The organism is Pseudomonas vancouverensis (assembly GCF_004348895.1).
Classification (GTDB): Bacteria; Pseudomonadota; Gammaproteobacteria; order Pseudomonadales; family Pseudomonadaceae; genus Aquipseudomonas; species Aquipseudomonas vancouverensis.
This window is the reverse complement of sequence record NZ_RRZK01000012.1, coordinates 43,108-63,714: the sequence shown is the minus strand read 5'-3', so window position 1 is coordinate 63,714 and position 20,607 is coordinate 43,108. Positions and strand designations below refer to the sequence as shown.

The window sequence follows — 20,607 nt, the reverse complement described above, 5'->3', positions numbered from 1 at the left end:
TCGCGATCGCGGTCCAACATTCGACACGTTTGTTGCCTGATACTCCGCCATCGCGAGCAAGCTCGCTCCTACAGGTAGTCCGTAATCAGGAGTACCTATGACCAGTCCAAAAAAAGCCGCCGCGCCAGCCCCTCATGCCGAGGCCACGCGAATTCGTGAAGGCCTGCCCTTCCCGCTGGGTGCGACCTGGGATGGACTGGGGGTCAACTTCGCACTGTTCTCCGCCCATGCCACCAAGGTCGAACTGTGCCTGTTCGACGACACTGGCGAGGTGGAACTCGAACGCATCGAACTGCCGGAATACACCGATGAAATCTTTCACGGTTACCTGCCCGACGCTCACCCGGGCTTGATCTACGGCTATCGCGTCTACGGGCCTTACGATCCGGCCAACGGCCACCGCTTCAACCACAACAAACTGCTGATCGACCCCTACGCCAAACAACTGGTCGGCCAGTTGAAATGGTCCGAAGCGCTGTTCGGCTACACCATCGGCCACCCCGACGCCGACCTCAGTTTCGATGAACGCGACAGCGCGCCGTTCGTGCCCAAATGCAAGGTCATCGACCCGGCACATACCTGGGGCCACGACCACCGGGTCAGCGTGCCGTGGGACAAGACCATCATCTACGAAACCCACGTGCGCGGTTTCACCATGCGCCATCCGGCGGTGCCGGAGAACGTGCGCGGCACCTTTGCCGGCTTGATGGTCGACGAAGTGGTGGAACACATCCGCAAACTCGGGGTGTCGTCCGTGGAGCTGCTTCCGATCCATGCCTTCGTCAACGACCAGCACTTGCTGCACAAGGGCATGACCAATTACTGGGGCTATAACAGCATTGCGTTTTTCGCCCCGGACCCGCGTTACCTGGCCAGCGGCAAGATCGCCGAGTTCAAGGAGATGGTCGCGCACCTTCACGAAGCCAATCTGGAGGTGATCCTCGATGTGGTCTACAACCACACTGCTGAAGGCAACGAGCAAGGGCCAACCCTGTCGATGCGCGGTATCGACAACGCCTCCTACTACCGCTTGATGCCGGAGGACAAGCGCTTCTACATCAACGATTCCGGCACCGGCAACACCCTCGACCTGAGCCACCCTTGCGTACTGCAAATGGTCACCGACTCCCTGCGCTACTGGGCGACGGAAATGCACGTGGACGGTTTCCGCTTCGACCTGGCAACCATCCTCGGGCGCTACCACGACGGTTTCGACGAACGTCACAGCTTCCTCGTCGCCTGTCGTCAGGACCCGGTGTTGCGCCAGGTCAAGATGATTGCCGAGCCTTGGGATTGTGGCCCCGGCGGATACCAGGTCGGCGGCTTTCCACCCGGCTGGGTGGAATGGAACGACAAGTTCCGCGACACCGTGCGCGGCTTCTGGAAAGGCGACGAAGGCCAGCTTGCCGACTTTGCCAGCCGCATGACCGCCTCGGGTGAAATGTTCAACCAGCGCGGCCGGCGCCCTTACGCTTCGGTGAACTTCGTCACGGCCCACGATGGCTTCACCCTCAACGACCTGGTCTCGTACAACGACAAGCACAACGAAGCCAACGACGAAAACAACCAGGACGGCAGCAACAACAACCTGTCGTGGAACCACGGCGTCGAAGGCCCGACCGACGATCCCGAGATCAATGCCTTGCGACATCGGCAAATGCGCAACTTCTTTGCCACCTTGCTGATGGCCCAGGGCACGCCGATGCTGGTTGCGGGGGATGAATTCGCCCGAACTCAGCACGGCAACAACAATGCCTATTGCCAGGACAGCGAGATAGGCTGGGTCAACTGGGACCTCAGCGAGGACGGCAAGGCCCTGCTCAAATTCGTCAAACGCCTGATCAAACTGCGTTTGACCTACCCGATCCTGCGTCGGGGTCGCTTTCTGGTGGGCAATTACAACGAAGACATTGGCGTCAAGGACGTGACCTGGCTGGCAGCGGACGGCACGGAAATGACCACCGAGCATTGGCACGACGCCAACAATCGCTGCCTGGGCATGCTCCTTGACGGTCGCGCCCAGGAAACCGGCATCCGTCGTAAAGGCGCCGACGCCACGCTGTTGCTGGTGGTCAACGCGCATCACGACATCGTCAACGTCCGCCTGCCCGAAGTGCCCGACGGCGGATTCTGGACTTGCATGATCGACACCAACCAACCGTCGATCCGCGGTCAGGAGCGCTTCGAGTTCGGCCATGAGTACTCAGTGACCGGCCGCTCGCTGCTGTTGTTCGAACTGCAACATGAGGAAGATGAGTAACCGGCGCTGATGCATGGCATTGGGCCAGTGACCGAACGGCGGAAAAATGCTGTCTAGCGTCATGGCTGACGCGACGAAGCGCATTTCGTGAGCAATACTCGATGCGCGGCGATCCAGGGCTTGGAACGCCGCGCATTGCGATCAATCAGCCCTCAAGGGTCGGCCGTGCTTGCGCCAGGCACGGCTGAAGGCGCAGCAAAACAAGGACGTCTCCCCCATGAAAACACTCTCCATCAGCGAAACCAGACCGGCGGCACAGGTCTGGAACAGCGCCCCAAACATTCAGAACATTGCCGTCATCGGCACGCAGTCATTGTTCCCAAGCGGATCTCGGGCCGTGGTCATTGCCCCACACCCTGGCGATGAAGTCGTCACCTGTGGCGGCCTCTTGCAATTACTCAGCGGCCTCGGCCATCCCCTGCAACTGATCTCGATCAGCGACGGCAGCAACAGCCATCCCGGCTCTCACCAGTGGTCGGAGAAGCGCCTGAGCGTGTTTCGCCCCCAGGAAAGTGTCGAAGCCCTGCGTCGCCTGGGTTTGCCGATGCACAGTTTGAAGTGGATTCGCGGTGGTTTCCCCGACAACGCACTGATCGAGCGCGAGGATCAGATCAGCCAATTCATCGAGCGCTACCTGCGACCAGGTGATGTGGTGCTGAGTACCTGGCGCGAGGACGGCAATGTCGACCACGAAACGGTCGCCCGCGCCAGTGCCCGCGCCGCCGGGAATGTTGGAGCGAGCTTCCATGAAGTCCCGCTGTGGTCCTGGCACTGGCCGGTACGCGACCAGATACTGTTCCCCTGGCACCGCGCGCGCAAAGTGCGCCTCGACACCTGGACCGTCGCCCGCAAGAGCCATGCAACCCATGCCTACGCCAGCCAGCTCGATGGCGAACCGGCGATCGGCCTGGCGCCATTGCTGCCCAGGGAACTGCTGGAACGCATTCGCTTGCCCTATGAAATTGTGCTTGTCTGAAACTGGCAGCCCAGTCCCTCATCAAACTGAACTGCCCGCGCGCGCGTCAGTCGCATGCATAAGTGACCTTGTCGAATCAGAGGAGTGAACGTGGGCAGTGATTCCAAACGTCAGTCAATCGAATCCCTTGCACCGGGCATTCACCGACTGCGCGTGCTGACGGTCAACACCCATAAGGGTTTTACCGCGCTCAACCGCCGCTTCATCCTCCCGGAACTGCGCGAGGCCGTGCGTAGCACCTCGGCGGACCTGGTGTTTCTCCAGGAAGTCGTCGGCGAGCACGAGCGACACTCTTCACGCCTCAACGATTGGCCACAGACATCGCAATACGAATTTCTCGCCGACAGCATGTGGAGCGACTTCGCCTATGGTCGCAATGCGGTGTATCCCGACGGTCACCATGGCAACGCACTGCTGTCGAAGTACCCGATCCGCGAATACCGCAACCTCGATGTCTCGATCACCGGCCCCGAGCGGCGCGGATTGCTGCATTGCGTGCTCGACGTGCCCGGTCATGCTGAAGTCCATGCGATTTGCGTTCACCTGAGCCTGCTCGAGAGCCATCGACAGCTGCAATTGCAGTTGCTGTGTCAGTTGCTCGAATCGCTGCCCGAGGATGCACCGGTGATCATCGCCGGCGACTTCAACGACTGGCAATTACAAGGCAATGCGGCCCTCGCCCGTCGTGATTACTTGCACGAAGCCTTCGAACGTCACCACGGGCGCCCGGCAAAAACCTACCCGGCGCGCTTCCCCTTGTTGCGCCTGGACCGTATCTACCTGCGTAACGCCAACAGTCATGAACCACGCATTCTTGGCAACAAGCCGTGGACACATCTGTCAGACCATCTGCCGTTGGCAGTGGAAGTGCATCTGTAATCCCTCACCTGACGCCAGAAACCCGAATCATTCCCTTCCCCACCTGTTATTTCTGACAGTTGTGCAAACACCGAACGGGTTGTTACGGTGTTTTTGCCCGCAGCGGATCCTCCGAAGTGGCATACGGATGCTGATCCTTGCGCGGAGACAGGTATGGATTGTTCAACCGCACGGCCCAAATACCGATACAGCGCCTGCCTGCTTTCCATTTGGTTGAGCACAGGCTGGTCCCCCTCCATTCTGGCAAGCTGCACGCTGGTGCCGACTGCCGGCAACGACAGCTTCGTCTGCGACAGCGCCAGCAGCGGCCCGCTGACCGACCTGTCGGGCAACAACAGCCTCACCTTTCCTGCCAATGGATCCGGCACCATCAACGGCAACGTGACCTTTGGCGCCGGCAACGATGTGCTCAACATGAGCTCCGGCAGCATCGTCGGCAGCCTCAACCAAGGCAATGGTGCCAACACGCTGAACATCAGTGCCGGCCAGATAACCGGCGCGGTCACTCAGGGCGCGGGCATCGACACCTTCATCATGAGCGGCGGCACGATCCAGTCCCTGGCCCAGGGTGATGGCCGGGACAACTTCCTGATGACCGGCGGTACCATCGTCGGCGCCTTCGAAGATGGCGACGTGGCCAGGATGACCGGTGGCAGCATCGGCCGGGTCGACATGAAACTCGACAACAACATCTTCGACCTGTCCGGCGGGCAGATCATCGGCAACCTGGTCACCGGGCTGGGCAACGACACCATCATCGTCTCCGGCGGCCGGATCGGCGGCAACATCAGCATCAGCAGCGGCAATGACAGCGTCACGGTCACCGGCGGCGAGATCGTCGGCCAGATCCGCGAAGGTTTTGGCAACGATACATTTGTCTGGGACGGCGGCGGCATCATCCGCTCCGCCGTTCTGCTCGAGGATGGAACCGACACCGCGACCTTGCGCAATCTGACCGAAAGCACGCTGGCCCTCCCCCCCAGCATCGATGGCGGCACCGGCAGCGACCTGCTGACCTTCGATCACACCACGACCGCGGGTGCGGGGCGCTACGTGAACTGGGAAACCGTCAACCTCAGCAACAACTCGCGCTTTGACCTGGATGGCACCTTTCGGCTGGGCGATAGCGGCACCGGCACGGGCGTCTTCAGCATTGACGCAAGCAGCACACTGACATCGGTCCAGGGCAGCATTGCACCGTTCACCGCTGGACGGCTCGCCACCCTGAACAACGCCGGCAGCATCGATCTCGCAAGCGGTAATACCCGCACCAACGACACCCTGACGGTACAGGGCAATTACGCGGGCAACGGTGGCCAGTTGTTGCTGCAAAGCCAGATCGGCGATGACAGCTCGCCCAGCGACAAACTGGTGGTCAACAACGGTACCTTGACCGGCAACACCCTGATCATCGTGAGCAATATCGGTGGTGTCGGCGCCCTCACCCAGCAAAACGGCATCCAGTTGGTACAGGCGCAGGGCACTGCCGTCAGCGACAACAACGCGTTCAGCCTGAAAACCCCGGTATCGGCCGATGCCTTCGACTACTACCTGTTCAAGGGTGGCGTAACACCCGGCAGTGAGAACAGCTGGTACCTGCGCTCCTCCGTCGTGGCAGCGCCGCTGGTTGCAGTACCCAATCCAGACCCGACCCTGCCACCGATCCTGGTGCCGCTGGTGCAAGCGCCGGTTGCCGCCGCAGGAACACCGGCACTGCCCGCCGCCGAGCCGGGGGCCGCACCCATTCCCCTGTATCGCCCGGAGGTGCCGACCTGGTCGGTGATGCCGCCTGCCGCCGCGCAACTGGCCCTCAGTGCCCTCGGCACTTTCCACAATCGTCAGGGCGATCAAAGCCTGCTGACCGAGACCGGTGCATTGAGCGCGGGTTGGGGCCGGGTTTACGGCAAGAACCTCGATCAGACCTGGGCCGGTACGGTAACGCCGGAGCTGGACGGTTCGCTGAACGGCTTTCAGGTGGGGAACGACCTGTTCAGTGTGCAATTGGCCAACGGACAGACCTCGCGCACTGGCTTTTTTGTCGGTCACAGCCGCTTGCAAGGCGACGTCGACGGTTTCAACGAAGGCTTTCAAGGCAAGCGCGCTGGCAGCGTGGACCTGGAAGGCAACAGCCTGGGCCTGTACTGGACGCTGATCGACCCGGCCGGCGTGTACCTCGACACGGTGGCCATGTACACCTGGCTCAACGGCGACAGCCATTCCGAACGCGGCCTGAAGATCGACAGTGAGGGGCATGTGGTATCGCTGTCGATGGAAGCGGGATACCCGCTGGCAGTGACCGACAACTGGGTGGTCGAGCCGCAGTCGCAACTGGTTTACCAGAAAGTGTCTCTCGATAGCCAGGACGACGGAATTTCCCGCGTCTCGTTCGATTCCGACGCGGCCTGGACCGGTCGTCTCGGTGCACGTCTGAAAGGCCGTTACAGCGTGGCCGGTCGTGCGCTGGAACCCTATCTGCGCGCCAACCTCTGGCACACCTTCAGCGGTGATGACACAGTCACCTTCGACCACGCAGACGCGATCAAAACCCGCCAGCAAAGCTCTTCCGCCGACGTGGGTGTCGGTCTGGTGTTGAGTCTGGCGGCGTCGGTCAGTCTGTACGGCGGTATCGACTACACCAGCAATATCGACAGCAATCAACAACGGGGAACCGTTGGCAACCTGGGGATCAGGGTGAGCTGGTGAGGAAACAAAAATCTCGTCTATCGGTGGTTTTATTGACGAATTTTCGAACAAACAACCACTTATAGAACCGCCATAAATCAGTCACTTAAATGACCTGATTTATCACTACCACTTATCGGCCATTTTCTTGACGCGACCCGTCCGGTCCTCTTGACTTCACCGTACTACCCCCGGAATCACCATCAGGTCAAGCCGCCGGCTCCCGTAAAAACGGGCAGCCAACGGCGTGCCCTACTCTATTCGGTCGCCCCTCACTCGGGGTAGGAGAGACGCCAGAACGAGATGACGCATGCGGCAGCAGCAAGGTAAACCTCCATGAAAACCTCACTCACCACCCAAGAGATCAAAGTCACTTTTTGCACTGTATCGAGCTCCCTGCTGTTGTGCTCGTCCATGGAAGTACAGGCTGCGCCACCTGCCGAGCAAGAGACCCTGCCGTGGTATCGGCAGGATGTTCCCGTGCTGTCACTCTCTAATCTTGCGTCCACCTACCCCGGCTCGTTCAGCCCGCATCCCGATCTGCGCAGTTCTTCCCTGACCACTGAATACGAAGCGCCGTCGACCTGGGACCAGCTCTACGGTCAGCCCTCACGCCTGGCACAGACCGACGTACTCGCCCAGGACTTCACGCTTTCGGGTTCAACCGCAGTCAAAGGCCCGGCCATCCTGACCCTGCAAGGCGCCAGTGGCCAGACCCAACGGGTCGGGCTGATCGGCGGTACCAGTCAGTTCCATCTCAACAGCAGCGGCATCATGACCGGCCCGGCGCTGACGGACCCCACCAGTGACACGCTGAACCTGCAAGGGCAAAGCCTCGGTGCCTACTGGAGCCTGACTGGAGCGAAAGGCTGGCATGTCGACCTGACCGCCAGCGGTGGTCGTGTCAGTGGCTTCAGCCGCAATGAACAAGGCACGCGCCAGGCCACCGAAGGCAGCGCGATGACGCTGTCGGTGGAAGGCGGCTTCCCCATTGGTCTGGGCGAGAACTGGGTGATCGAACCTCAGGCACAGTTGATCAATCAGCGCATCACCCTCGACACGCCTTATGCCGGCTCGGGCAACGCCTCGTCCACCGACCTGCAATCCTGGAGCGGCCGGGTCGGCGCCCGTTTGAAAGGCAGTTACGACATCAGCGGCCTGCCAGTGGAACCCTACGTGCGCACCAACCTGTGGCACACGGTGTACACCGGCAACACGGTGACCCTCGATCAGGTCGACAAGATCAGCAGCAGCCGCAACTCATCCACCGTCGAATTGGGCTTGGGCCTGGTGGCGAAAGTGACGCCGGCAGTGAGCCTGTACGTGAGTGCCGATTACAGCAGCGATGTGGACGACAATGATCTGAATGGACTGATTGGCAGTCTTGGGGTGCGGATGCGTTGGTGAAGCCAGTCGAAGGATTTTTGACGTATGAACTGGCCCCATCGCGAGCAAGCTCGCTCCCCACAAGTACAGTGTGATCTCTGTGGGAGCGAGCTTGCTCGCGAATGGCAGCGACGCGGAGGATGATCAGCCTTCCGGGCGCAGCATCAACACCGCCAGCGGCGGCAGGTTCAACACCAGTGACATGGCCTGCCCATGACTCGCCGCGTCCTCTGCCATGGCCCCGCCTTCATTGCCATAGTTGGACCCGGCGTAGCTCGCCGAATCACTGTTGAGCATCTCCTTCCAGTGCCCGCCGAACGGCACACCGACCCGATACGCCTCGCGCGGCACCGGCGTAAAGTTGGCCACCACCAGCAACGGCTCGCCGTCCTTGCTCCAGCGCAGCCAGGCGTAGACGCTGTTCATCGCATCGTCGCCAATCAACCACTGGAAGCCCTGCGGCACATCGTCCTGCTCATGCAATGCAGGCACTTCGCGGTGCAGGCGATTGAGGTCGGCCACCAGCTTCTGTACGCCCTTGTGCTCGGAGTATTGCAACAGGTACCAGTCCAGTTGCTGATCGTGATTCCACTCGCGCCACTGGCCGAACTCGCAGCCCATGAACAGCAGCTTCTTGCCCGGATGCCCCCACATGAAACTCAGGTACGCACGCAGGTTGGCGAATTTCTGCCAGCGGTCGCCGGGCATCTTGTCGATCAGCGAATGCTTGCCGTGGACCACTTCATCGTGGGAGATCGGCAGGATGAAACGTTCGGACCAGGCATAGACCAGGCCGAAGCTCAGCTCATTGTGGTGATGAGCGCGGTACACCGGGTCTTGCTGGATGTAATGCAGCGAATCGTGCATCCAGCCCATGTTCCACTTGTAGGCGAAGCCCAGGCCGCCCTGCTGCGTGCTCTGGCTCACACCCGGCCACGCGGTGGACTCTTCGGCGATGACCAGCGCACCCGGCGCTTCCAGGGCCACCACATCATTGAGGTGACGCAGGAAGTCGATGGCCTCCAGGTTCTCGCGACCACCGTGGCGATTCGGCACCCACTCACCCGCCTTGCGCGAATAATCGCGATAGAGCATCGACGCCACCGCATCGACCCGCAGGCCGTCAACGTGGAAATGCTTGAGCCAGTGCAACGCCGAGGCCAGCATATAGCCGTGCACTTCGGTGCGGCCGAGGTTGTAGATCAGCGTGTCCCAGTCCTGATGGAAGCCTTCCTGGGGGTTGCCGTACTCGTACAGCGCCGTGCCGTCGAATTGCGCCAGACCATGGGTGTCGGTGGGAAAGTGCGCCGGCACCCAATCGAGTATCACCCCGATACCGGCCAAATGGCAGGCATTGACGAACGCGGCAAATTCATCCGGCGAGCCATAACGCGCGCTCGGGGCAAACTGCGAGAGCAACTGATAGCCCCATGAACCACCGAACGGATGCTCCATGATCGGCATCAGTTCGATATGGGTAAAGCCCAGCTCCTTGACGTAGGGGATCAGGCGCTCGGCCAGTTCCGGCCAGGTGTATTGACGGGCCACTTCGCCCAGGTCGTCCAGTTCGCACTGCCAGGAACCGGCGTGCAGTTCATAGATCGACAGGGGCGCGTTAGGGCGCTGTTGCTCGCGGCGAGCCGTCATCCAGTCCTGGTCCTGCCAGTCGATCTGCAAGGGTGAGGCGACTTTTGACGCAGTGTCGGGCGGCAAACTGGTCGCCAGCGCCATCGGGTCGGCCTTGAGCGGCAGAATGCCGTGGGCGCCGAGTATCTCGTATTTGTAGGCCTCCCCGGCTTGCAGGCGTGGAATGAACAACTCCCAGACACCGGAAGGATGGCGCAGGCGCATCGGATGCCGGCGACCGTCCCAGACGTTGAAGTCACCGACCACCGACACCCGCCGTGCATTCGGTGCCCAAACAGCGAAGCGCACACCGTCGACACCGTCCACGGTTTTCAGTTGTGCGCCCAGGCATGCACTGAGGTCGCGATGATTGCCTTCGGCAAACAGGTACAGGTCCATTTCACCGAGCAAGGGGCCGAAGCTGTAAGGATCCTCGGCGGTCTGCTCGCCACCGGCCCAGCGAGTGCACAGCAAATAGGCTTGCGCGCGGTCAAAATGGCCGACAAACAGACCGGGTGTCTGCGTGTCTTCAAGGTTGCCCAATACTTCCCCGGAATCCCTGGCCAACACCTGCACACTCAAGGCACCCGGCAGGTACGCACGAATGAACTGGCCGCCAGCACCATCGCCATGGGGACCCAGAATGGCAAACGGGTCAATGTGCTCGGCACGTACCAAGGCGTCGATATCTTGGGCCTTGGGCAGCAAACGTTCTTGGTGATCACCCTGTTCCTTGTTCGAGACACTCATCACTACTCTCCACCCAAATCGGAAAAGGGTTTAAGCCCACTCAATAATCCATATAAACCGTGCAACGGCACGGGCAACCAGGCGGGACGATTCTCGGCTTCATAGGCCACTTCGTACGCCGCCTTCTCCAGACCGAACAACGCCAGTGCAGCCTCCTCACCTTTTGGATCTTGCCATGCGTGAGCAAGACTAGCTGCCGCCAGCCGATAAGCGTCGACAAATGCCTGCCGTGCTTCACGCGAGTAGCGCTCGGTGACCCGCAGGCGAGCCTCATCCGCCACGTCGGTGTTGTCGACGCCGTGCACATTGATCGCCATCGCAGCGGCGTAGTCGAACGAACGCAATACGCCGCTGACGTCCTTGTACGGGCTGTGCTTGCCGCGGCGTTCATGCAGCGGTCGCGCCGGCTCGCCTTCGAAGTCGATCAGGTAGGCATCGCCCTTGATCACCAATATCTGGCCCAGGTGCAGGTCGCCATGCACGCGGATGCGCAAGCCACCCGTGGTCTGCCTGCCCAGTTCCTGGACATGACCAAGGATGACTTTTTTGTTGTCCAGTAAACGGCTGACCAGGGTTTTGTCCTTCGGGTTCAGTTCATCTTGATGCTGCTTGAGCAGCTTCAAGGCGTGCTCGATTTGCGCGGCGATATCCTTGGCCGAGGCCTGCGCGTCTTTTGCCGTGGTGACCTGCGGTGCAAAATCCGGATTGGCGCTCGGAGCCGCCAGCACCTGGTGCATTTCCCCCAGGCGCTGACCCAGCATGCCAGCAAAATCTTTCAGTTCGCCTAGCGCGTTGTAATGCTGCTCCTGTTCGGACATGGCATCGGCCAGCTCGTCGCGCAATGCCCGTTCAAGGTTGTTCTGGGTCCATTCCCAGGCATCACCCTGATTGCTCAGATAGCCTTGGGCGATCATCAGCAGGTTGTCTTCACCGGCCGCATCACGCCTCACCACGGAGCCGAGCAGCGGCGAAATATTGCCGAACCCGGCTGCGGTCAGGTACGCGCTCATCTCCAGTTCAGGGTGCACCCCGGAGGCGACCTTGCGGATCAGTTTCAACACCAGGCTGTTGCCGATCACCACCGAACTGTTGGACTGCTCGGCAGACAGGTAGCGCACCGGCGAATCGGCATTCAAACCGAGGGCTTCCAGTTCAGCAGTGGCTTCGAATCGAATATCGCCTTCGTTCGATGACAGCACCGTGCCGGCCTGAATGCCTTGCAGCACGGCGTGCACGAAGGTTTCCAGGCTGAAGGCATCGGTGATCAAGCCCACCTGGCGCCCGCGTCGAACCCGGGACAAGGCCAGTTGTTGCGGCAACGCTGCGCCCACCTGCTCTTCCGGGATGAACCCGAACGGCAACTGATAGCGGTGAGTCTGGCCACCGCTGGTGACCTCGATTTCGCTGAACAGCACCGGATGCTGCGCATCGCCAAAGCGCACGCCGTAGGCCAGGTGGACCTGTTCGATGGCCGCGTCCTTGCCGGCAAACCAGCGGCGATTCTGCAGCCAGCTCGGCAAAATGCTTTGTTCGAGGGTGCTGCGCGAGGGCGCCTCGAGCAGTTCTTCCATGCGTTTTTTCAGCACAAGCGTCGTAAAGTCCGGCAGGCTTTGTGCCGGTTCGACGTGCCAGCTCGGCATCTGGTTTTCCGCCGCCAGGCCGAACCAGTAAAAGCCGTAGGGCGCCAGGGTCAGGAGGAAATTCAGCTGACCGATGGGTGGGAACGCGTTACCGCCGAGCATCTCCACCGGCACCATGCCGACGTAAGCCGACAGATCAAGCTCGGCCGCCTGGGCACTGCGCGACACGTTGGCCACACACAAAATGATTTCGTGCTTGCCGTCCGGCCCGGTGAATTCGCGGGTGTAGGCCAGAATCCGGCGGTTGCTCGGCGACAGCATCTTCAAGGTGCCACGCCCGAACGCCTTGGACTGTTTGCGCACCGCCAACATGCGCCGGGTCCAGTTGAGCAGCGAGTGCGGATCGCTGGACTGAGTCTCGACGTTGACCGACAGGTAACCGTATTGCGGGTCCATGATCGGCGGCAGCACCAGGCTGGCCGGATCGGCGCGGGAAAAACCGCCATTGCGGTCAATCGACCACTGCATCGGTGTACGCACACCGTCGCGGTCACCGAGGTAGATGTTGTCCCCCATGCCGATCTCGTCGCCGTAATACAGGGTCGGCGTGCCGGGCATCGACAGCAGCAGGCTGTTGAGCAGCTCGACGCGACGGCGGTCGCGCTCAACCAACGGTGCCAGGCGACGACGGATCCCCAGGTTGATTCGCGCGCGGCGATCAGCGGCGTAGTAATTCCACAGGTAATCGCGCTCCTTGTCGGTAACCATTTCCAGGGTCAGTTCATCGTGGTTGCGCAGGAAGATCGCCCACTGGCAGTTGGCGGGAATGTCCGGGGTCTGGCGCAGAATATCGGTGATGGGAAAACGATCTTCCTGGGCCAGTGCCATGTACATGCGCGGCATCAGCGGGAAGTGGAACGCCATGTGGCATTCATCGCCATTCAGGCCCTTGGCGTCGGTGTCGCCGAAGTACAGCTGGGTGTCCTCCGGCCATTGGTTGGCTTCGGCCAGCAACATGCGGTCGGGGTAATTGGCGTCGATTTCGGCGCGGATCTTCTTCAGGACGTCATGGGTTTCCGGCAGGTTCTCGTTGTTGGTGCCGTCCCGCTCGATCAGGTAAGGGATGGCGTCCAGGCGCAAACCGTCGATGCCCATGTCGAGCCAGTAACGCATCACCGACAGCACCGCTTTCATCACCTGCGGGTTATCGAAGTTCAGGTCCGGCTGGTGGGAATAGAAACGGTGCCAGAAGTACTGGCCGGCCACCGGGTCCCAGGTCCAGTTGGACTTTTCGGTGTCGAGGAAGATGATGCGCGTACCGTCGTACTTTTGGTCGTCATCGGACCACACGTAGAAGTCCCGTGCCGCCGAACCCGGCTTGGCCTTGCGCGCGCGCTGGAACCACGGGTGCTGGTCAGAGGTGTGGTTGATGACCAGTTCGGTGATCACCCGAAGTCCGCGCTTGTGCGCCTCGGCGATAAAGCGCCGGGCATCGGCCATGGTTCCGTAATCACTGTGCACACCGCGGTATTCGGCAATGTCGTAGCCGTCATCGCGGCGTGGCGAGGGATAGAACGGCAATAACCAGATGGTGTTGACGCCCAGATCGGCAATGTAGTCGAGCTTGGCGATCAGGCCGGGAAAGTCGCCGATCCCGTCGTTATTGGAGTCAAAGTAGGATTTGACGTGAACCTGATAGATGACCGCGTCCTTGTACCAGAGCGGGTCCTTGATGAAGGTGGCTGCCTTGGGTTTCTTCGCCATGTGAAACTCCTGGTGAAAGTGTGCAGTGGGCAAACCCCCGTTCGGGTGACGCCGCACTGTGTGGCGAGGGAGCTTGCTCCCGTTGGGTTGCGCAGCAACCCCTTGCAATTCGACAGAGACACCGTGCGCAGACCTGTCACTCTGCACCCTGGCAAGCCCCTATCCAGAGGGATCGTGGTGCGATCAAGAGGTTGAAATACGCCAGATCCCGAACGGCTGATACGCCGGATCAATGCGCATGAACTGGTACTTGCCGTGCCAATCCCAGCGATGCCCGCTCATCAAATCCTCGCCATGGGTCGTCGCATCATCCGGCAGGCCCATTTCCCACAACGGCAACTCGAAATTCGCTTCCTGGACGTTATGCGGATCAAGGTTGACTGCCACCAGAATGAAGTTGCTGCCATCGACGCTGCGCTTGCCGAAGTACAGGATATTGTCGTTCCAGGCGTTGTAGACCTTAAGGCCCAGGTGCGTGTGCAACGCCGGGTTTTGCCGACGAATGCGGTTGAGTTGGGCGATCTCGGCAATGATGTTGCCCGGCGCGTTGAAGTCCCGGGGACGGATCTGGTACTTCTCGGAATCGAGGTATTCCTCCTTGCCCGGCACTGGCGCCGATTCGCACAACTCGAAACCCGAGTACATGCCCCACAGGCCCGAGCCCATGGTTGCCAGCGCGGCACGGATGAGAAACCCGGGACGACCGGACTCATGCAGGAACGCCGGGTTGATGTCCGGCGTATTGACGAAAAAATTCGGCCGGTAGCACTCGCGCCATGGCGACTCGTTCAACTCGCTGAAATAGGTGGCGAGTTCGTGCTTGGTGTTGCGCCAGGTGAAGTAGGTGTAGCTCTGCGAATAACCGACCTTGCCCAGGCGCGCCATCATGGCCGGGGTGGTGAAGGCTTCAGCGAGAAAAATCACCTCGGGGTACAACGCCCGGACATCGGCGATCAACCATTGCCAGAACGGCAGTGGCTTGGTGTGCGGGTTGTCGACCCGGAAGATCTTCACCCCCTCCTCGACCCAGCCGACCACGATGTCACGCAGCTCAACCCAAAGACTGGGAATCGCTTCGGCGGCGTAAAAGTCGACGTTGACGATGTCCTGGTATTTCTTCGGCGGGTTTTCCGCGTATTTGATCGTGCCGTCGGGCCGCCAGCTGAACCAGCCGGGGTGTTGCTTGAGCCACGGATGGTCCTGGGAACACTGGATGGCGAAGTCGAGGGCGATTTCCAGGCCATGGGCCGAGGCCGCCGCGACCAGGCGGCGGAAGTCTTCCCGCGTGCCGAGTTGCGAGTGAATCGACTCGTGACCACCCTCCTCGCTGCCGATGGCATACGGGCTGCCCGGATCATCCGGGCCTGCCGTCAGGGAGTTGTTCGGGCCCTTGCGATAGCTGCGCCCGATCGGATGAATGGGCGGGAAATAAAGGACGTCGAAACCCATGTCCTGAATCATTGCCAGCCGAGAATGCACGTCATTGAAGGTGCCATGACGCTTGGGATCGTCGGTGATCGAACGCGGGAACAACTCATACCAACTGGCGAACTGCGCCAGCTCGCGTTCCACGTCCAGCGGCAGCTCGGGGCTCAGGCTCAAGAAGGCACGATGATCGGCCTGGGCCATCAGGTCGGCGCTGCGCGGGTGCAAAAACAGTGCGACCTGCTCGGTTTCGAGCAATCCTGACAGTTCATGGTGCAACGCCGCCAGTTGCTCACTCAATTGCCCTTCGCTGCGCTCGGCAGCCTGTTGCACGTGCAGACGGCCTTCCTGCAACTCCAGGCTGACCGGCACCGCCGCCGCGTGTTTCTTTTCAAGCTCGTAACGAAAACTGGCGAACTGGTCGATCCAGGCCTCGATGCAGAATAGATAACGTCCCTGAACGTCGACGTGAAACTGCCCTTGCCAGCCGTTGTTGCCCAGATCGTTCATGACGGTGCTCTGCCACACCTCATCGGCTTCGCCCCGCCAACGTAGGCGAACCGCCAGCTTGTCGTGGCCGTCGGCGAACACCTTGGCCGTCACCGGCACATCCTGCCCGACCACCGCCTTGACAGCGAACTGCCCGCCTTCCAGGGTCGGCATGATGTTTTCAATGACAATGCGCGGCAACAACAATGCCTGAGACAGCGGCATGTGCGGGTTGTAGCTCAGTTCTGTCGGTTTTTCAGCCGTCATCGAGCCTTGCTCCTTACGCCCCTTGGACGCGCTTGTGTTAGTTCACCATCCCCATCGGGCACAGCGCCCCGGGATGAACTCACTTAGGTTCCGAGCGACCGGACCCGGTAAAAGTTCAGCGCAATCGGGTGGAATCAAAACCGCCAGGCCGTGGTCCACCCCTTTGAGTTAACCAACTAAAGCACGACTCACGCCATGTGCCACCGGAGGCTTGATCAATGAACAATCCATTCCCGGCAGAAACCCCTGATCCAAACATCGACAGCCCGGTGATCCCACCGAGCGACCCGCAACCGGTACCCGAGCAGGACCCGCCTGGTACGAACCCGCCGCCACGGGAAGAACCACCGACGACCATGCCGCCGGTGATAGTTAAACCCTGAAATATGAAACTTCCTGTACCTGCTTACCTGCTTATCTGCTGAACCTGTAGGAGCGAGCTTGCTCCTACAGGTGGTCATGATCTTTTTCGAAGCGCTTCACGATCCAAGGCATCACGCTGAACACGCCCAGCGCCAGCAACGTACTGAGCACCGCCGTGCCCTCCCTGCCCAGCCCGGCGGCAACGCCTATGGCGGCGGTCATCCACAGGCCGGCGGCGGTGGTCAGGCCTTTGACGTGGCCTTCGTCGCCCTCCTGGTTTTTCAGGATGGTGCCGGCGCCGAGAAAGCCGATCCCGGCGATGACACCCTGCACCACGCGGCTCATGGCATCGGCCTCGGCGCCTGACAATTGCGGCACCATCACGAACAATGCCGCGCCCATCGCCACCAGCATATGGGTGCGCACGCCTGCAGCCTTGCCTTTATGCTCGCGCTCGAAGCCCAAAATGGCTCCCAGCACCGCGGCCATCAGCAGGCGCACAGTCACTCGTGTCAGCTGCGCAGCATCGTCGATGTCGGCGAATTCGGCTTGCAGCGTCGCCCAGACTTCGTGCCACCAAGCGTTCATGCTCGTGTCCTTTTTGTAATGGTTGAGCGGTGGACCACGCCGACCATTAATCGGTTGCACAGAACGATGACCTGCGGTTGCGGCCTGAAACTATGGACTCATCCGAAAAAGGACACCGTCATGACCGTGCGCATCGAAAACCAGACCTGTTTCTTCACCACCGAAGGCGGCGAATACATTCGTCTGTGCCCTGATGTAACCATCGTCACCGATAGCGCCAAAGCCATGTCGGCGGTGGACATCGAGGGACATCGTGTTTACATCACCGAAGCGGAGGCCGATGCCTTGACCGTTGCCGGCGCGATAGACGGCCGTCGGCACCTGAAGGCCACGGACGGTGATTCGGTGATTTGACTGATCTCGGTCAATAACCCACGCAAGTGCCTGGCATAGGCGTTTGCAGCCTGTGGCCACGGCTGCTTCAAGTTGTCGCACAACAGCCGGATCAGGCTATCTGATCCGCTTTTTATTGAATTACCTGAGTCTGTTATGCAAACAGATCGGCGCTCATAGTGCTCATGCCTGATGGAGGCTGATGAGCGAAAGACCATGAGCGAAAGAATCCCCGTCCGAACCGTAGAAACCTTTGAGCCTTTGCCCACCAGGAAGATAAAGGCCAAAAGCAGCGACAACCTGATCCACACCCGCAGTTTCACCGGGCTGTTCCGCACCCTGCGCCTGACTGGCGCAGGGTTTCTGTTTGTGCTGTTTTTCGGCACGGTCTGGCTGAACTGGGGTGGTCGGCAGGCCGTGCTCTGGGACCTGTCCGAAAGCAAATTCCACATCTTCGGTGCCACTTTCTGGCCGCAGGATTTCATCCTGCTTTCAGCGTTGCTGATCATCGCCGCGTTCGGCCTGTTCGCGATCACCGTGTTTGCCGGCCGCGTCTGGTGCGGCTACACCTGCCCGCAGAGCTCCTGGACGTGGATCTTCATGTGGTGCGAGAAGATCACCGAAGGTGAGCGCAACCAGCGCATAAAGCTGCAAGCGGCGCCCTGGGGCCTGAACAAGCTGATGCGGCGCTCGGCCAAGCACACCCTGTGGCTGGCCATCAGCCTGCTCACCGGCCTGACCTTCGTTGGCTACTTCACACCGATCCGCCCGTTGGCCGAAGAATTGCTGACCTTGCAAATGAGCGGCGTCAGCCTCTTCTGGGTGCTGTTTTTCACCGGCGCCACTTACATCAACGCCGGCTGGCTCCGGGAAGCGGTGTGCATGCACATGTGCCCGTATGCGCGGTTCCAGAGCGTGATGTTCGACAAGGACACCCTGACCATTTCCTACGACGTCGCCCGAGGCGAAAATCGTGGCCCGCGCAAGCGCGATGTGAAGCCGGCCGCAGCCGGCCTGGGGGATTGCATCGATTGCCAGCTGTGCGTGCAGGTTTGCCCCACCGGCATCGACATCCGCGACGGCTTGCAGATGGAGTGCATCGGCTGCGCCGCGTGCATCGATGCCTGCGACTCGATCATGGACAGGATGGGTTACGCCCGTGGACTGATCAGCTACACCTCGGAGCATCAGTTGCAGGGTGGCAAGACGCACCTGTTGCGGCCACGCTTGATTGGCTACACCGCCGTGCTGGTGGTAATGATCGCAGCACTGGTGGTGGCCTTGGTTCAACGGCCGATGGTGTCACTGGACGTGAGCAAGGACCGGGGCCTGTTCCGAGAGAACAGCCAAGGGCAGATCGAAAACATCTACAGCCTGAAAGTGATCAACAAGACCCAGCAGCGTCAGGACTATCAACTGGCATTGGTCGACGGTGACGGCTTCCAATTGCGTGGCAAGACCCGGTTGAGCCTTGCGCCAGGTGAGATTGTCGACGTGCCGGTGTCGGTAGCCATGTTGGCAGATCGGCCGACGAGCAGTTCGCAGACGTTGAGTTTCAAGGTTGTCGACAGTGATGAACCTGAGGTTTACAGCGTGGCGAAGAGCCGGTTTGTTGCGCCGATGAATCGCTGAACCTTTACACTGCGGTGCTGCCATTCGCGAGCAAGCTCGCTCCCACAAAAGCCGGCGCAATGGCTGGGGGAGCGAGTTTGCAATCTGCACGCGATGAAGCCACCTGGATTTTCTGTTTGACCTCAAGCGGGTTTCTGATGAAACGCTACGAAAAATTCGCCGACGACATCGCTGAACTGATCCGCTCCGGCGTTCTTGGCCCGGGCCAGCGCGTGCCGTCGGTGCGCTACGCCAGCCAGACCTACGGGGTCAGCCCGTCCACTGTGTTCCAGGCCTACTATCTGCTGGAACGTCGCGGTCTGATCCGCGCCCGCCCCCGCTCGGGCTACTTCGTCAACGCCCACACACCCAGCGCATTCTGCGAGCCGGAGATCAGCAGCGAGGTCAACGACTCCACCGAAGTCGACGTCAGCGAGCTGGTGTTTTCGGTACTCGAATCGATCAAGGACCCCAATACCGTGCCGTTCGGCTCGGCCTTTCCCAGTCCCGAGCTGTTTCCACTGCAACGCCTTTCCCGTTCACTGGCCAGCGCCACTCGCGAGATGGACCCGCGCATGGTCGTCACAGACCTCTCGCCGGGCAATCCGCAGTTGCGTCGGCAAATCGCCCTGCGTTACATGGTCGGCGGGCTGATGCTGCCGATGGAAGAACTGCTGATCACCAACGGCGCGCTGGAAGCCTTGAACCTGTGCCTGCAGGCTGTCACTGAACCTGGCGACCTGGTGGCGATTGAAGCCCCGGCGTTTTACGCCTGCCTGCAGGTGCTCGAACGCTTGAAGCTCAAGGCCGTGGAGATTCCCGTACACCCACGCGACGGCATCGACCTGGGGGTGTTGGCGCAAACCCTGGCGCGTCACCCGATCAAGGCGTGCTGGTGCATGACCAGCTTCCAGAACCCGATGGGTTCGACCATGCCCGAAGCGAAGAAGCAGGAACTGGTCGCGTTATTGCGCAGCCATCAGGTGCCGTTGATTGAAGATGATGTCTACGCCGAGCTGTATTACGGTCAGCAAGCGCCGAAACCTGCCAAGGCATTCGATACCGAAGGGTTGGTGATGCACTGTGGTTCGTTCGCCAAGAGCCTGGCCCCGGGCTACCGCATCGGCTGGGTGGCCGCCGGACGTTTTGCGCAGAAAATCGAACGGCTGAAACTCATGACTTCGCTGTGCGCCTCGATGCCGGCGCAAGCGGCCATCGCCGATTACCTGCAACACGGTGGCTACGACCGTCATCTGCGCAAATTGCGCCATGCCCTGGAAGACCAGCAAAGCGCCATGCTCGCCGCCATCGCCCGCTATTTTCCGGCGCAGACCCGGGTCAGCCAACCGGCCGGCGGCTACTTCCTGTGGCTGGAACTGCCGTCGCAGATGGACTCTTTGAAGTTGTTCCAGATGGCATTGGCGCAAGGCATCAGCATCGCACCGGGGCCGATATTCTCGCCGGGGCAGCGATTCAGGAATTGCATTCGCTTGAATTACGGCAGCCCCTGGACCGAGGAATCGGAGAAGGCCATGGAGACGTTGGGGCGGATTGTGCGGTCGTTCTAGGGTTTTTATCGCCAATACCGGGAGCGGGCTTGCCCTAGAAGTGCCCGGTAATGGCGATGC

13 protein-coding genes are annotated in these 20,607 nt (G+C 60.7%); 9 read left to right on the top strand and 4 right to left on the bottom strand.

Annotated features, from left to right (window positions below):
- Positions 1-97: 97 nt before the first annotated feature.
- The 5 genes from glgX (at position 98) to EIY72_RS12225 (ending at position 8,204) form a co-directional block, all read left to right on the top strand.
- Positions 98-2,260 carry a glycogen debranching protein GlgX gene (gene glgX / locus EIY72_RS12245; RefSeq protein WP_093221589.1) on the top strand — a complete coding sequence of 721 codons (2,163 nt, stop codon included), beginning with the start codon at positions 98-100 and terminating at the stop codon, positions 2,258-2,260.
- A 217-nt stretch (positions 2,261-2,477) separates the two neighbouring features.
- Positions 2,478-3,236, top strand: a complete 759-nt coding sequence (locus tag EIY72_RS12240; protein WP_093221593.1) for a PIG-L deacetylase family protein — start codon at positions 2,478-2,480, stop codon at positions 3,234-3,236.
- Between the two features lie 90 nt (positions 3,237-3,326).
- Complete coding sequence (locus EIY72_RS12235; protein ID WP_093221598.1) at positions 3,327-4,115, top strand: endonuclease/exonuclease/phosphatase family protein; 789 nt, start codon at positions 3,327-3,329, stop codon at positions 4,113-4,115.
- Positions 4,116-4,268: 153 nt separating this feature from the next.
- Positions 4,269-6,818: an autotransporter family protein gene (locus EIY72_RS12230; protein ID WP_093221603.1), complete on the top strand. Its 2,550-nt coding sequence runs from the start codon at positions 4,269-4,271 to the stop codon at positions 6,816-6,818.
- A gap of 315 nt (positions 6,819-7,133) precedes the next feature.
- Positions 7,134-8,204, top strand: coding sequence for an autotransporter domain-containing protein (locus tag EIY72_RS12225; protein ID WP_093221608.1), 1,071 nt, complete (start codon positions 7,134-7,136; stop codon positions 8,202-8,204).
- Positions 8,205-8,327: 123 nt separating this feature from the next.
- Here EIY72_RS12225 and glgB read toward each other — a convergent pair whose 3' ends face one another.
- The 3 genes from glgB to EIY72_RS12210 form a co-directional block, all read right to left on the bottom strand.
- Positions 8,328-10,559: a 1,4-alpha-glucan branching protein GlgB gene (gene glgB, locus EIY72_RS12220; protein ID WP_093221613.1), complete on the bottom strand. Its 2,232-nt coding sequence runs from the start codon at positions 10,557-10,559 to the stop codon at positions 8,328-8,330.
- A gap of 2 nt (positions 10,560-10,561) precedes the next feature.
- Positions 10,562-13,903, bottom strand: coding sequence for a maltose alpha-D-glucosyltransferase (gene treS, locus EIY72_RS12215; protein ID WP_093221617.1), 3,342 nt, complete (start codon positions 13,901-13,903; stop codon positions 10,562-10,564).
- Between the two features lie 183 nt (positions 13,904-14,086).
- Positions 14,087-16,084 (bottom strand): alpha-1,4-glucan--maltose-1-phosphate maltosyltransferase, encoded by a 1,998-nt coding sequence (locus tag EIY72_RS12210; RefSeq protein ID WP_093221622.1) that lies wholly within the window; start codon positions 16,082-16,084, stop codon positions 14,087-14,089.
- A gap of 218 nt (positions 16,085-16,302) precedes the next feature.
- Here EIY72_RS12210 and EIY72_RS29910 point away from each other — a divergent pair, with 218 nt between their 5' ends.
- Complete coding sequence (locus tag EIY72_RS29910; protein ID WP_165939596.1) at positions 16,303-16,467, top strand: hypothetical protein; 165 nt, start codon at positions 16,303-16,305, stop codon at positions 16,465-16,467.
- Positions 16,468-16,531: 64 nt separating this feature from the next.
- Here the strand turns inward: EIY72_RS29910 and EIY72_RS12205 are convergent, their stop codons facing one another.
- Positions 16,532-17,035, bottom strand: a complete 504-nt coding sequence (locus tag EIY72_RS12205) for an MgtC/SapB family protein (protein ID WP_093221629.1) — start codon at positions 17,033-17,035, stop codon at positions 16,532-16,534.
- A 120-nt stretch (positions 17,036-17,155) separates the two neighbouring features.
- Between EIY72_RS12205 and EIY72_RS12200 the strand changes: the two genes are divergently transcribed.
- From EIY72_RS12200 to mapR, 3 genes are all read left to right on the top strand, one after another.
- Positions 17,156-17,389 (top strand): DUF3203 family protein, encoded by a 234-nt coding sequence (locus tag EIY72_RS12200; RefSeq protein WP_093221634.1) that lies wholly within the window; start codon positions 17,156-17,158, stop codon positions 17,387-17,389.
- 195 nt (positions 17,390-17,584) lie between these two features.
- Complete coding sequence (ccoG, locus tag EIY72_RS12195) at positions 17,585-19,000, top strand: cytochrome c oxidase accessory protein CcoG (protein WP_093221639.1); 1,416 nt, start codon at positions 17,585-17,587, stop codon at positions 18,998-19,000.
- Positions 19,001-19,137: 137 nt separating this feature from the next.
- Entirely contained in the window at positions 19,138-20,547 is a 1,410-nt protein-coding gene (gene mapR, locus EIY72_RS12190) for a GntR family transcriptional regulator MpaR (protein WP_093221644.1), read from the top strand.
- Positions 20,548-20,607: the final 60 nt, after the last annotated feature.